Source organism: Kitasatospora sp. NPDC001309 (assembly GCF_042896295.1).
Lineage (GTDB): Bacteria > Actinomycetota > Actinomycetes > Streptomycetales > Streptomycetaceae > Kitasatospora.
Map to the genome: position 1 here is coordinate 123377 of NZ_JBIAXC010000025.1, position 12962 is coordinate 136338.

The following is a 12962-nucleotide window of genomic DNA, read 5'->3' on the forward strand; positions in this document are numbered from 1 at the left end:
GGGTGTAACCGCAGGTCGCCGTAGTACCCGGGATGTACGCGGGCGGCACCCCCGGATGATGTCGATCAAGCCCCGGCCTGGGAGGCTTGACGCCGTGTGGGGAACAGGGACGGACTGGATCGCGATCGCGACGGCGGGCGCCGCCTGCGCGGCCGCCGGCTGGCTGGGCGTCGCGCTGGTACGGGCGCGGCGGCTGTACCGGGCGGCCATCGGCGAGCGCGGCTGGCTGCTGGAGCGTGAGCGGGAGAGCGCCGCGAGCGCCGCCGTGGACGCCGAACGGGCGCGGATCGCGGCCGAGTTGCACGACATCGTCAGCCACAACGTGAGCCTGATGGTGGTGCAGGCCGGGGCCGCCCGCGAGGTGCTGGCCACCATGCCGGAGGAGGCGGCGGCCGCGATGGGCGCGGTCGAGGCCGCCGGACGGGACGCGATGACGGAGCTGCGGCACCTGCTCGGCCTGCTCGCCCCGGCCGCCGACGGCAGCGAGGAGCCGGAGCGCGACGACTTCGCGCCGCAGCCGAGCCTGAGCCGGCTGAGCCCGCTGATCGACCGGTTCGCCTTCGCCGGGCTGCCGGTGGAGGTGCGGGTCTCCGGCGAACCGCGGCCGCTGCCCGGCGGCGTGGACGTGACGGCCTACCGGATCGTCCAGGAGGCACTGACCAACGCGCTCAAGCACGGGGACGGGGTGACGGCGGAGGTGACGGTGCGGTACGCGGACCACTACCTGCGGGTGGAGGTGCTGAACAGCGGCCCGAGCGTGCTCTCCGGCGCGCCCGCCCCCGCCCCGAAGCAGGCGGACGGCGCCGGGCGCGGGCTGCTCGGCCTGCGCGAGCGGGTCGCCGTGTACGGCGGGGACCTGGACGCCCGGCGCCGGCTCGGCGGCGGCTACCGGGTCCGCGCCCGCATCCCGCTGGACCGGCCGTGAACGACTCGGAGGGAACCGTGGAACAGGACCAGCAGCGCCGCCCCCGGGTGGTGATCGCCGACGACCAGGAGCTGGTCCGCACCGGCTTCCGGATGATCCTCACCGCGCGCGGCATCGACGTGGTCGCCGAGGCCGGCGACGGCGCCGAGGCGGTGGCCGCCGCCACCCTGCACCGGCCGGACGTGGCCCTGCTGGACATCCGGATGCCGACCATGGACGGCCTGGAGGCGGCCCGCCGGATCCTGGCCGCGGTGCCCGGCTGCCGGGTCATCATGCTGACCACCTTCGACCTGGACCACTACGTCTACGCGGCGCTGTCCGCGGGGGCCAGCGGCTTCCTGCTCAAGGACGTCACCTCGGCCCACCTCGCCGCCGCCGTACGCCTGGTGGACACCGGCGACGCCCTGCTCGCCCCGTCGATCACCCGCCGGCTGGTGGAGCGCTTCGCGACCGGCGCCCCGCACCCCGCCGCGCGCGGCACCGACGCGCCGCGGCTGCACCGCGACCTCGCGCCGCTCACCCCGCGCGAGGCGGAGGTGCTCGGCCTGCTCGGACGCGGCCTGTCCAACGGCGAGTTGGCGGTCGAACTGACCCTGAGCGAGTCGACCGTGAAGACCCACGTGGCCCGGATCTTCGCCAAGTTGAACCTGCGCGACCGGGCCCAGGCGGTGGTGCTCGCCTACGAGACCGGCCTGGTCGCACCGGGCACGAACGACTGACCGTCAATTCCCTTCCCCGTCACGATGATTCGCATGACAATCAGCCGGCTCACTCATTAGGGGGAACAGCTCGAAGGATTCACATTTTTGCCAGTCCATGGGGGAGCATCTGCGTATCCGCGACCGGAGCGACGAACACCGTCCGCGCGGCACCACCCCGCAGGACGAAGACCATTGGACAGGCCCGTGACCACCACCACCCCCGTGTGGGACTGCCCCTTCCACCACACCGACGGCCTGGAGTTCGACCCCCTCCTCAAGCGGCTGCTCACCGAGGCCCCGATCGCCAGGGTCCGCCTGCCCCACGGCACGGGCGAGGCCTGGCTGGCCACCCGCTACGAGGACGTCAAACTGGTCACCACCGACCGCCGGTTCAGCCGCGCCGCGGGCATCGGCCGCGACCTGCCGCGGATGACGCCCGCCACCATCGCCCAGGCCGAGTCCATCAACCTGATGGACCCGCCCGAGCACAACCGGCTGCGCCGCCTGGTCGCCCAGGGCTTCACCAACCGCCAGGTCGAGCGGATGCGCCCCCGGACCCAGGCCATCGTCGACGGCTTCCTCGACGAGATGGCCGAGCACGGCGCCCCCGCCGACCTCGCGCACTTCCTCTCCGCCCGGCTCCCGCTCCACACCATCTGCGAACTGCTGGAGATCCCCGAACCGGACCGCGACCGGCTGCGCGCCCGGGCGGTCGCGATGATGCGGACGGGCCCCGGCAGCCGCGAGGGCCAGGAGGAGGCCAAGGCCGGCCTGCGCGCCTACTTCACCGAGCTCACCGCCGAGCGCCGGGCCCACCCCGGCGAGGACCTGATCAGCGCGCTCGCCACCGCCCGCGACGGCGAGGACCTGCTCGACCCGGACGAACTGGCCGTCATGGCGATGGTCCTGCTGGTCACCGGCCACGACACCAGCACCTACCAGCTGAGCAACATCACCTACACCCTGCTCACCCACCCCGAGCAGCTCGCGAAACTGCGCGCCCGGCCCGAGGGCCTGCCCCGCGCCCTGGAGGAGCTGCTGCGCTTCATCCCGTTCCGCCAGGGCCCCGGCATCGCCCGGATCGCCACCGAGGACGTGGAACTCGGCGGCGTGCTGATCCGGGCCGGCGAGGCCGTGCACGTCTCCTACCTCACCGCCAACCGCGACCCGGCCGCCTACGAGCACCCCGACGAGCTGCGCCTGGAGCGCACCGACGGGCCCGTCAACATGGCCTTCGGCCACGGCCAGCACCGCTGCCTCGGCTCGCACCTCGCCCTGATGGAACTCCAGGTCGCGATCGGCACCCTGCTGCGCCGCTTCCCCGGGCTGCGCCTGGCCGTCGACCCGGCCGAACTCGACTGGGAATCCGGCTCGATCTGGCGCTTCCCGCAGACCCTGCCGGTCGCCTGGTAGCCCGCTCCCCCCGACACACCGTTCCCGCACCGGGGAGACCCACACACCCATGGCCACACTCTGCCGCCCCGCCGTCGCCGTGCCCGAGCACGTCATCACCCTCGACGAGACCCTCGACCTGGCCCGCACCCTGCACGCCGGCCACCCCCGACTCGGCCTGGCCCTGCGGCTGATCGAGAACACCGGGGTGCGCACCAGGCACCTGGTCCAGCCGATCGAGCAGACCCTCACCCACCCCGGCTTCACCCACCGCAACCAGGTGTACGAGCGGGAGGCCAAGCGACGCGTCCCCGAGGTGGTCGAACGCGCCCTCGGCCACGCCGAACTGGGCGCCCAGGACATCGACCTGATCATCTACGTGTCCTGCACCGGCTTCATGATGCCGTCGATGACCGCCTGGCTGATCAACGCCATGGGCTTCCGCTCCGACACCCGCCAGGTGCCGATCGCCCAGCTCGGCTGCGCGGCCGGCGGCGCCGCCGTCAACCGTGCCCACGACTTCTGCCGCGCCTACCCGGGCGCCAACGTGCTCATCGTCGCCTGCGAGTTCTGCTCGCTCTGCTACCAGCCGAGCGACCTCGACGTCGGCTCGCTGCTCTCCAACGGCCTGTTCGGGGACGCCGTCGCCGCCGTGGTGATGCGCGGCCGGGGCGGCCGCGGGGTGCACGTCGAGCGCAACGGCTCGCACCTCGTCCCGGACACCGAGGGCTGGATCTCCTACGGGGTCAAGGACACCGGCTTCCACTTCCAGCTGGACAAGCGGGTGCCCGGCACCATGGAGATGCTCGCCCCCGCGCTGCGCACCCTGGCCGGACAGCACGGCTGGGACGTCTCCGGGCTCGGCTTCTACATCGTGCACGCGGGCGGCCCGCGCATCCTGGACGACCTCTGCCACTTCCTCGACCTGGAGCCCTCGACCTTCCGCTACAGCCGGGCCACGCTGACCGAGCGCGGCAACATCGCCAGCGCCGTCGTCTTCGACGCCCTGGCCCGGCTGTTCGCCGACGGCGGCGTCGCCGAGGGCACCACCGGCCTGATCGCCGGCTTCGGACCGGGCATCACCGCCGAGATCTCGCTGGGCAGTTGGGTGGACACCCCGGTCGAACCGGTGCGCCGGCGCCCGCGCGCCATCTCCACCTCCGACATCGCCCTCGTCCACCAGGGCGCCCCCCGCCGTTTCCCGGCCGGCACTACGATCTCCGAATGACCGACACCACGGACCGCCCCGACACCGATTCCGCCGCCAGAGCGGCCGAACTCGCCGCGCTGTTCCCGGCGTTGCACGCGCCGCAGTACTGGGCCTGGGGCCGATACGACGCCCAGTTCTCGACCGTGCTGCCGCCGGACGAGCTGGTCACCAACATCCACCTGGTCGGGTTCGCGGACGGTGGCGTGGTGCTCTGCCGGGACGACCGGAACCACTGGTTCCTGCCCGGCGGCACCCGGGAGAAGGACGAGTCCGTCGTCGACTGCCTGACCCGGGAGCTGCGCGAGGAGGCCGGCGCCCGGCTGCTCGGCGAGCCGGCCTGGCTGGGCGCGCACCGCTGCCACACCGAGGACCTCGTGCCGTACCGGCCGTGGCAGCCGCACCCGGACAAGGCCTGGCTGTGGGGCTGGGGCGAGGTCGAGCTGGACTCCACGCCGACCAACCCGGCGGACGGCGAGCAGGTGGTCGAGGTCCGGGCCGTCCCGGTCGCCGAGGCGCAGCGACTGCTGCTCGGCGGGCACGACGCCTGGTGGGGCGAGCTGATCGGGCTGGCGGTCGAGCTGCGACGGCGGGCCGGGCGGGGCTGAGGGCCGAGAGGGGCTGGGGGTCGGGAGGCGAGGATCACCCGAACAGGCGAGCAGGGCGGAACAGTGTCCGATTTGTCATGATATCTCTCGGCCATGGGCACCTTTCACCTGGCCGCGGACTACCCGCTGCTGAACGTCTTCTGGACGATGCTGGAGCTGTTCCTCTGGATCCTCTGGATCTTCCTGCTGTTCAAGATCATCACTGACGTCTTCCGCAGCCACGACCTGAGCGGCTGGGGCAAGGCGGGCTGGCTGGTCCTGGTGATCATCCTGCCGCTGATCGGCGTGCTCGCCTACCTGATCGCCCGCGGTGACTCGATGCACAAGCGGGACCTCTCCCAGGCCCAGCAGACCGAGGCTGCGGTCAAGGCGTACATCAAGGAGGCCGCAGCGCCGGAGGGCGGCGGCGCTCGCAGTCATGTCGACGACCTGGCGGCGCTGGCGGACCTCAAGGGCAAGGGCCTCATCTCCGACGAGGAGTACCAGCGGGCCAAGGAGAAGCTGCTCGCCTGAGGTCACCCGCACGGCGGGGCCGGTGGACGACGCGTCCACCGGCCCCGCCGCCGTCCGGGCTCAGCGCCGTCCGGAGCGCCGGTCCTTCCCGCCGCCCTCGCCGCCGGTCAGACCGGCCCGGCGCAGCGCGTCCGCCATGGCGCTGTTGGCCAGCGGGGCGTTACCGCCGGAGCCGGAGCCCGAGCCGCCGCCGCGCCGGTCCTGGCCGCCCCGGCCGCCCTGGCCCGCACCCTGGCCTGCGCCCCGGTCGCCGCCACGGCGCTCCTGGCGCGGCGGGCGGGCCTGCCGCTCGCCCCGGTCACCACCGCGGTCGCCGCGGTCGCCGCGGTCACCGCGGTCGCCGCCCCGCTCCCGGCCGACCTCGTCGTCCAGCCGCAGGGTGAGCCCGATCCGCTTGCGCGGCACGTCCACCGTGAGCACCCGGACCTTGACGATGTCGCCGGGCTTGACCACCTCGCGCGGGTCCTTGACGAAGTTCCTGGACAGCGCCGAGACGTGCACCAGCCCGTCCTGGTGGACGCCCACGTCGACGAAGGCGCCGAAGGCGGCCACGTTGGTGACCACGCCCTCCAGCACCATGCCGACCTCCAGGTCGCCGATCTTGTCGACGCCCTCCTTGAACACCGCGGTGCGGAAGGCCGGGCGCGGGTCACGGCCCGGCTTGTCCAGCTCGCCGAGGATGTCGGTGACGGTCGGGACGCCGAAGGTCTCGTCGGCGAACTCCGCCGGGCGCAGCGCCCGCAGCCGCTCCCCGTTGCCGATCAGCTCGCGCAGCTCGCCGCCGGTGGAGGCGAGGATCCGGCGCACCACCGGGTAGGCCTCGGGGTGCACGCTGGAGGCGTCCAGCGGGTCCTCGCCGCCGGGGATGCGCAGGAAGCCCGCGCACTGCTCGAAGGCCTTGGGGCCCAGCCGGGAGACGTCCTTGAGCTGCTTGCGGGTGCGGAACGGGCCGTTGGCGTCGCGGTGCGCCACGATGTTGTCGGCCAGCGTGGCGGTGATGCCGGAGACCCGGGTGAGCAGCGGTGCCGAGGCGGTGTTGACGTCCACGCCGACGGCGTTGACGCAGTCCTCGACCACGGCGTCCAGCGAGCGCGACAGCTTCACCTCGCTCAGGTCGTGCTGGTACTGGCCGACGCCGATCGACTTGGGGTCGATCTTGACCAGTTCGGCCAGCGGGTCCTGGAGCCGGCGGGCGATCGACACGGCGCCGCGGATCGACACGTCCAGCTCCGGCAGTTCCTGGGAGGCGAACGCGGAGGCCGAGTACACGGAGGCGCCGGCCTCGCTGACCATCGCCTTGGTGAGCCCCAGCTCGGGGTGGCGCTTGAGCAGGTCCTCGGCGAGCTTGTCGGTCTCCCGGGAGGCGGTGCCGTTGCCGATCGCCACCAGGTCGACGTCGTGCTTCTTCGCCAGCGCGGCGAGGGTGTGCAGCGCGGCGTCCCACTTGTTGGCGGGCTGGTGCGGGTAGATGGTCTCGTGCGCGACCACCTTGCCGGTGGCGTCCACCACGGCGACCTTCACCCCGGTGCGGAAGCCCGGGTCGAGGCCCATGGTGGCGCGGGTGCCGGCCGGGGCGGCGAGCAGCAGGTCGCGCAGGTTGGCGGCGAAGACCCGCACCGCCTCGTCCTCGGCCTCGGCGCGCAGCCGGCCCCGCAGGTCGATGCCGAGCCGCACCAGGACGCGGGTGCGCCAGGCCCAACGGACGGTGTCGCCCAGCCACTTGTCGGCCGGGCGGCCGCGGTCGGCGATGCCGAAGCGGGCCGCGATGCGCTGCTCGTAGTCGCTCTCGCCGGGCAGGTCGCCCTCGGACTCGCCGTCGTAGGGGGAGAGTTCGAGGTCCAGCACCTCCTCCTTCTCGCCGCGCAGCATCGCCAGGATGCGGTGCGAGGGGAGCTTGGTGTACGGCTCGGAGAAGTCGAAGTAGTCGGCGAACTTGGCGCCGTCGGCCTCCTTGCCGTCCCTGACCTTCGCGACCACCCGGCCGCGGCCCCACATCCGCTCGCGCAGCGAGCCGACCAGGTCCGCGTCCTCGCCGAAGCGCTCGACCAGGATCGACCTGGCGCCCTCCAGCGCGGCCGCGCCGTCCGCCACCGACTCGTTCAGGTACTGCGCGGCGAGCGCCGCCGGGTCCTGCGTCGGGTCGGCGAGCAGGGTGTCGGCCAGCGGCTCCAGCCCGGCCTCCCGGGCGATCTGCGCCTTGGTGCGCCGCTTGGGCTTGTACGGCAGGTAGATGTCCTCCAGCCGTGCCTTGGAGTCGGCGGCCAGCACCTGGGCGCGCAGCGCGTCGTCCAGCTTGCCCTGGGCGTCGATCGACTCCAGGACGGCCGCCCGGCGCTCCTCCAGCTCCCGCAGGTAGCGCAGCCGCTCCTCCAGGGTGCGCAGCTGGGCGTCGTCCAGCGAGCCGGTGACCTCCTTGCGGTAGCGGGCCACGAACGGCACGGTCGCGCCGCCGTCGAGCAACTCGACCGCGGACGTCACCTGCCCCTCGCGAACGCCCAGTTCCTCGGCGATCTTGCGCTCGATCGCCTGCTGGGCCTGCCGGGCCACCTGTTCGACTGGCGTGGTCACGAAGCCGGTCACCTTCTCCTTCAGTGCTTTCGCCGTACCCCCCGCATTCTGGCAGGTGCCGGTGACACCGCACGGCCGCACCCGGGGTGGCGGGCGTGGCGCGCGCCCGGGCCCGGCGTTCGCCGTCCGTCCGCCGGCCGATCACCGTCCCCTCACCTCGCCGGGCCCGGCAGTTCACCGATCCGCCTGTCGGGCGGCGGTCCGCGCTGTACGCTGCCGGGCATGTGCGCTGCCGCCCGGATGCACCCCGATGGACCGGTCGTCGACGCGGCCCTGGTACGGCGGTTGCTCTCCGCCCAGTTCCCGCAGTGGGTGGGCCTGCCGGTCACGCCCGTCGGGTCCGCCGGGACGGACAACGCCATGTTCCGGCTCGGGCCCGAACTCGCCGTCCGGCTGCCCCGGGTGGAGTGGGCCGCCGGGGACGTCCGGCGCGAGCACCAGTGGCTGCCCCGGCTGGCACCGCAGTTGCCGCTGCCCGTCCCCGCCCCGCTGGCCGTCGGCCGCCCCGCCGCGGGCTACCCCTGGCAGTGGTCGGTGCTGCGCTGGCTCGACGGCGTCAACCCGGCGGTCGGCGTGCTCACCGCGCCCGAGGGCCTCGCCCGCGACCTGGCCGGCTTCGTCAACGCCCTGCGCACCCTCGACCCGGCCGGCGCCCCGGCCGGCCACCGCAGCGTGCCGCTCGCCTCCCGGGACGGCGCCACCCGCGCGGCGATCGCCCAACTCACCGGTGCGATCGACACCGCCGCCGCAACCGCCCTGTGGGACAAGGCGCTCCGCCTCCCCGAGTACGCCGGACCGCCGGCCTGGACGCACGGCGACCTCACCCCCGGCAACCTGCTGCTCAACGGCTCCGGCCGGCTCGCCGCCGTCATCGACTTCGCCCTGATGGGCGTCGGCGACCCCACCACCGACCTGATGCCCGCCTGGAACCTGCTGCCCGCCGCCGCCAGACCCGCCTTCCGCGCCGCCCTGCGCGCCGACGACGCCATGTGGGCCCGCGGCCGCGCCTGGGCCCTCTCCATAGCCCTGGTGACGATCCCCTACTACCGCCACACCGACCCGGCCCGGACCGCCAACGCCCGTCACGTCGTCCGCGAGGTGCTCGCCGACCGCAGCGTCTGAGCCGGACGGCAGACCTGGTGTCGTTCCGGCCCGACGATCTCCAGCAGCCGGTGCACCAGCGGGCTGCGGTCGTCGGCCCGCCAGGCCACGGCGACCCGGGTGCGGGCGGCAGCCGGGTCGATCCGGCGGAAGGCGACGCCGCGCAGCCGGATCCGCCGGATGCCGGCCGGGGCCAGCGAGACGCCCAGGCCCGCCCCCACCAGGGCGCACACCGTCTGCCACTCCACCGCCTGCTGTCCGATCCGCGGGGTGAAACCCGCCTCCGCGCACAGGCCGGTGATCCGGTCGTACAGCTGCGGCCCCTCCTCCCGGGGCAGCAGCACGAACGGTTCCGCCGCCAACTGCCCGAGCCGGACGACCCGTTGGGCGGCGAGCGGATGGTCCGCCGGGAGCACCGCGACGAAGGGCTCGCCGAGCACCGTCCGGAACCGCAGCTCCGGGTCGTCGGCGGGCGGCTCGCGCAGCAGGCCGACGTCGATGCCCCGGTCGCGCAGGGCGGTGAGCTGGGGCGCGCCGGTCATCTCCCGGACGTCCAGCCGCACCCCCGGGTGGTGCTCCCGGAAGGCGTGCAGCAGGCCGGGCAGGACGGTCAGGGCGAGCGAGGCGGAGAAGCCGATCCGCAGCCGGCCCGCTTCCCCGTCGCCCACCGCCCGGGCGGCCGCCAGCCCGTCCGCGAGCTCGGCCAGCACCCGGCGCGCGACCGGCAGCAGCTCCTGCCCGGCCGGGGTCAGGGTGACGCCGCCCGGTTCGCGCCGGAACAGCGGGTGGCCGACCTTCTCCTCCAGTCGGCGGATCTGCTGGGACAGCGGCGGCTGGGCGATGCCGAGGCGGGCGGCGGCCCGGCCGAAGTGCAGTTCCCCGGCGAGCACGGTGAAGGCGTGCAGCTGCGGGAGGGGGAGTTCGGGGCGGTGCTCCATACCTCCAGGGATATCAGATCGGCCCGGCAGGAGTATTGGACGTATCCCCGCAGGCCACCTAGCGTTCGGCGCATGACAGAACGACTCGGGCGACGCGCCGTGCTCAGCGGCTCCACCTTCGAGGAAGAGATCGGCTACGCCCGCGCCGTGGTGGACGGCGACTGGGTGCACGTGTCCGGGACGACGGGGTTCGACTACGCCACCATGACCATCTCCCCGGACGTGGTGGAGCAGGCCGAGCAGTGCCTGCGTACCATCGCGGCCGCCCTGGCCGAGGCCGGCTCCGGCTTCGCCGACGTGGTGCGGGTGCGCTACCTGCTGCCCGAGCGCGCGGACTTCGAGCCCTGCTGGCCGGTGCTGCGGCGCTGCTTCGGCGAGGTCCGGCCCGCCGCGACGATGCAGGTGTGCGGCCTGGCCGACCCCCGGATGCGGATCGAGATCGAGGTGACCGCCCGGCGCCAGGCCCGGTGAGGACCGCCTGATCCACCGCCAGCACTCCTGCCGTCCTCGGCCGTTGCTATGGTTCTCCCCGCACGAGCGGCAGGGGGAGCGGACTTGGCACGGAACGTGATCGACGTCAGGGTGAGCCGGCGGGTGCTGTGGATCGGCGGCGACGCCTACCCGCTGCAGCACATCGCCCGGGCTCGGCAGTTGGTGTGGTGGCCGCCCAAGCGCTCGCGGACGGTCATCAGGTTCGTCCGGCAGGTGATCGGGCTGCTGTGCGCGGTCAGCCTGCTCAGCGCGCTCACCCGCAACGGGGCGGACGCCACGCAGGCCGCCCTCCCGAGCGTGCTGCTGCTGGCCGGCCTGGCGTTCTTCCTCTACCGGCTCGTCACCAAGCTGCGGCAGAAGCCGGTGTACCGGCTGGTCCTCGACACCTCGAACGCCGCCACCACCGCCGTGGTGAGCCACCACGAGTGGCAGATCACCAACCTGATCCAGATGATCATGGAGGCGATCGACAACCCCCAGGCGGAGTTCGCCTTCCAGGTGGAGAACCTCCACGTCGGCGACAAGATCACCCAGTACGGCGACCACAACACCGGAAAGCGGGTCGGACTGTGAGCAACTCCTTCCACTTCGGCGACTCGGTCACCCAGCACGGTGACCACAACATCGGCATCGTCAAGAACCAGGGCCCGGTCGATCCGCAGGCCGCGCTGCGCGAACTCGTCGCCGCCGTGCAGCAGTTGCGCGACCAGGTGCCGGCCGAGGACCGCGAGGTGCTGGACGAGTCGCTGGAGGCCATCGGCGACGGTGCCGGGGCCTCGCCGTCCGCCCTGCGCCGGGCGCTGCGCAACATCTCGGGGGTGGCCTCGCTGGTGCGGGCGGGCGCGCCGGTGGTGGAGTCGGTCCGCCGGATCCTGGACTCGCTCAGCAGCTGATTTTCGTACTGGGTCAGAAAACTGTCCCGGTCAACCCCGACTGCTAGCCTGGTCGGCATGACGGGACTGCGGGAGCGCAAGAAGGAACGGACGCGGCGGGCCATCTCCGAGGCCGCCATCGCACTCTTCCTGGAGCACGGCTTCGACCAGGTCTCGGTGGCGGAGGTCGCCGCCGCCGCCGAGGTCTCCAAGCCCACCCTGTTCAGCTACTTCGCCAGCAAGGAGGACCTGGTCGTCCACCGCTTCGCCGACCACCAGGAGCAGGCGGCGGACGTGGTCCGGGGCCGGACCGGGGAGGAGACCGTGCTGGACGCCCTGCGCCGGGACTTCCTGGACGGCCTCGACCGGCACGACCCGGTCACCGGCCTCAACGACCACCCGGCCGTGCTGGCCTTCACCGCCCTCGTGTACGGCACCCCCAGCCTGGCCGCCCGGGTCGGCGCGTACGTGGCCCGCGCCGAGCAGTCCCTCGCCGAGGCGCTGCGCGAGGCCCCCGACCTCGCCCCGCCGCACGAGCTCACCGCCCCGCTGCTCGCCGCCCAGGTCACCGCCACCCAGCGGGTCCTCGCCCTGCACAACTGGCAGCTCCTGCGGGACGGCGGCCGCACCGCCGACGACCTCCACCCCGAGGCCGTCGCCCACGCCGACCGCGCCTTCGAGCTGCTCGCCCGGGGCTACTCCGGCGCCTGACGCCGTGGTTGGATGGCCGCCCATGACGACCCGCCACCTCGCGTTCGACGCCCTGCACAACTTCCGTGACCTGGGCGGCTATCGGGCCGCCGACGGACGGACCGTCCGGTGGGGCCTGCTCTACCGCTCCGACTCGCTCGGCAAGCTCTCCTCCCCCGCCGACCTGGAGCGGCTCCGGGCCCTCGGCGTCCGGACCGTGATCGACCTGCGCTACGACTGGGAGATCGCCGCCAAGGGCCGGGTGCCCGACGTCGACGGCCTGGACTTCCGCAACCACTCGATCGAGCACCGCCCGTACGACCAGGCCGCGATCGACCCGGACCTCGACCCATGGCGCTACCTCGCCGACCGCTTCGCCGAGGTCGCCGAGGACGGCGTCAAGGAGATCCGCCAGACCCTGGACGCGATCACCGACGCCGACGCCCCGGCGGTCTTCCACTGCATGTCCGGCAAGGACCGCACCGGCCTGATCGCCGCCCTGGTGCTCACCCTGCTCGGCGTCTCCGAGGACGACATCGCCGCCGACTTCGCCCTCACCGAGCTCGCCACCCCGCACCTGGTCGCCGACTGGCACGCCGCCCACCCCGGCGAAACCCTCCGCTGGCCCGGCTACGGCCGCGCCCCGGAGACCGTCATCCGCCTCACCCTCGCCGACCTCGCCACCCGCTACGGCTCCGTCGAGGCCTACCTCACCGGCACCGTCGGCATCGACCACGCCCGGATCGACGCCCTGCGGTCACGCCTGCTCACACCCTGATCGACTCCGGCCGGCTGCCGAGCAGCGCCCCACGCACCGGCACGGGGATCGCCGCGGTGGTACCCGAGGACCGGCCCGAGCTCTAGGTTCTGTCCGGCGGATCATGGTCGGAGCCAGAGGCGGATCGCTGCGACGGTGACCGTGCCATGGAAGACGTAGGCCCGCTTGTCGTAGCGG

General features: G+C 73.5%; 14 protein-coding genes. 12 read left to right on the top strand and 2 right to left on the bottom strand.

Annotated features, from left to right (window positions below):
* Positions 1–94 precede the first annotated feature (94 nt).
* The 6 genes from ACFY2K_RS24435 (at position 95) to ACFY2K_RS24460 (ending at position 5346) form a co-directional block, all read left to right on the top strand.
* Positions 95–925 carry a sensor histidine kinase gene (locus ACFY2K_RS24435; protein WP_375897140.1) on the top strand — a complete coding sequence of 277 codons (831 nt, stop codon included), beginning with the start codon at positions 95–97 and terminating at the stop codon, positions 923–925.
* Positions 926–942: 17 nt separating this feature from the next.
* Complete coding sequence (locus ACFY2K_RS24440) at positions 943–1644, top strand: response regulator (RefSeq protein WP_380529678.1); 702 nt, start codon at positions 943–945, stop codon at positions 1642–1644.
* Between the two features lie 186 nt (positions 1645–1830).
* On the top strand, positions 1831–3039 hold the full coding sequence (locus tag ACFY2K_RS24445; protein WP_375897136.1) for a cytochrome P450: 1209 nt from the start codon (positions 1831–1833) through the stop codon (positions 3037–3039).
* 49 nt (positions 3040–3088) lie between these two features.
* Positions 3089–4246 carry a type III polyketide synthase gene (locus ACFY2K_RS24450; RefSeq protein ID WP_387713964.1) on the top strand — a complete coding sequence of 386 codons (1158 nt, stop codon included), beginning with the start codon at positions 3089–3091 and terminating at the stop codon, positions 4244–4246.
* The gene (locus tag ACFY2K_RS24455; RefSeq protein ID WP_387713967.1) at positions 4243–4833 is read left to right on the top strand and encodes an NUDIX domain-containing protein; all 591 of its coding nucleotides are present in this window, start codon (positions 4243–4245) and stop codon (positions 4831–4833) included. Before ACFY2K_RS24450 ends, ACFY2K_RS24455 begins: the two co-directional genes overlap by 4 nt.
* Positions 4834–4926: 93 nt before the next feature.
* The gene (locus ACFY2K_RS24460) at positions 4927–5346 is read left to right on the top strand and encodes an SHOCT domain-containing protein (RefSeq protein WP_375897129.1); all 420 of its coding nucleotides are present in this window, start codon (positions 4927–4929) and stop codon (positions 5344–5346) included.
* 60 nt (positions 5347–5406) lie between these two features.
* Here the strand turns inward: ACFY2K_RS24460 and ACFY2K_RS24465 are convergent, their stop codons facing one another.
* Positions 5407–7914 (bottom strand): Tex family protein, encoded by a 2508-nt coding sequence (locus ACFY2K_RS24465; RefSeq protein ID WP_380594805.1) that lies wholly within the window; start codon positions 7912–7914, stop codon positions 5407–5409.
* A gap of 222 nt (positions 7915–8136) precedes the next feature.
* Between ACFY2K_RS24465 and ACFY2K_RS24470 the strand changes: the two genes are divergently transcribed.
* Positions 8137–9036 (top strand): aminoglycoside phosphotransferase family protein, encoded by a 900-nt coding sequence (locus tag ACFY2K_RS24470; protein WP_380529688.1) that lies wholly within the window; start codon positions 8137–8139, stop codon positions 9034–9036.
* Here ACFY2K_RS24470 and ACFY2K_RS24475 read toward each other — a convergent pair.
* Positions 8997–9953, bottom strand: a complete 957-nt coding sequence (locus ACFY2K_RS24475) for a LysR substrate-binding domain-containing protein (protein ID WP_387713972.1) — start codon at positions 9951–9953, stop codon at positions 8997–8999. The genes ACFY2K_RS24470 and ACFY2K_RS24475 overlap by 40 nt on opposite strands.
* Positions 9954–10025: 72 nt before the next feature.
* Between ACFY2K_RS24475 and ACFY2K_RS24480 the strand changes: the two genes are divergently transcribed.
* From ACFY2K_RS24480 to ACFY2K_RS24500, 5 genes are all read left to right on the top strand, one after another.
* Positions 10026–10424, top strand: coding sequence for a RidA family protein (locus ACFY2K_RS24480; RefSeq protein WP_380529691.1), 399 nt, complete (start codon positions 10026–10028; stop codon positions 10422–10424).
* A gap of 84 nt (positions 10425–10508) precedes the next feature.
* Positions 10509–11018 (top strand): DUF6232 family protein, encoded by a 510-nt coding sequence (locus ACFY2K_RS24485; RefSeq protein ID WP_380529693.1) that lies wholly within the window; start codon positions 10509–10511, stop codon positions 11016–11018.
* Positions 11015–11338, top strand: a complete 324-nt coding sequence (locus ACFY2K_RS24490; protein ID WP_380409715.1) for a hypothetical protein — start codon at positions 11015–11017, stop codon at positions 11336–11338. The genes ACFY2K_RS24485 and ACFY2K_RS24490 overlap by 4 nt, the downstream gene beginning before the upstream one ends.
* 57 nt (positions 11339–11395) lie before the next feature.
* Entirely contained in the window at positions 11396–12028 is a 633-nt protein-coding gene (locus tag ACFY2K_RS24495; RefSeq protein ID WP_380529695.1) for a TetR/AcrR family transcriptional regulator, read from the top strand.
* 22 nt (positions 12029–12050) lie between these two features.
* A complete protein-coding gene (locus tag ACFY2K_RS24500; protein WP_380644073.1) occupies positions 12051–12785 on the top strand; it encodes a tyrosine-protein phosphatase in 735 nt (244 codons plus the stop codon).
* The last annotated feature ends 177 nt before the right edge of the window (positions 12786–12962 follow it).

Excerpts from the sequence above, each read along its gene's own strand:
- ACFY2K_RS24450 (WP_387713964.1), top strand. The coding sequence starts at position 3,089 with ATGGCCACACTCTGCCGCCCCGCCGTCGCCGTGCCCGAGCACGTCATC.
- ACFY2K_RS24455 (WP_387713967.1), top strand. The coding sequence starts at position 4,243 with ATGACCGACACCACGGACCGCCCCGACACCGATTCCGCCGCCAGAGCG.
- ACFY2K_RS24460 (WP_375897129.1), top strand. The coding sequence starts at position 4,927 with ATGGGCACCTTTCACCTGGCCGCGGACTACCCGCTGCTGAACGTCTTC.
- ACFY2K_RS24470 (WP_380529688.1), top strand. The coding sequence starts at position 8,137 with ATGTGCGCTGCCGCCCGGATGCACCCCGATGGACCGGTCGTCGACGCG.
- ACFY2K_RS24475 (WP_387713972.1), bottom strand. The coding sequence starts at position 9,953 with ATGGAGCACCGCCCCGAACTCCCCCTCCCGCAGCTGCACGCCTTCACC.
- ACFY2K_RS24480 (WP_380529691.1), top strand. The coding sequence starts at position 10,026 with ATGACAGAACGACTCGGGCGACGCGCCGTGCTCAGCGGCTCCACCTTC.
- ACFY2K_RS24495 (WP_380529695.1), top strand. The coding sequence starts at position 11,396 with ATGACGGGACTGCGGGAGCGCAAGAAGGAACGGACGCGGCGGGCCATC.
- ACFY2K_RS24500 (WP_380644073.1), top strand. The coding sequence starts at position 12,051 with ATGACGACCCGCCACCTCGCGTTCGACGCCCTGCACAACTTCCGTGAC.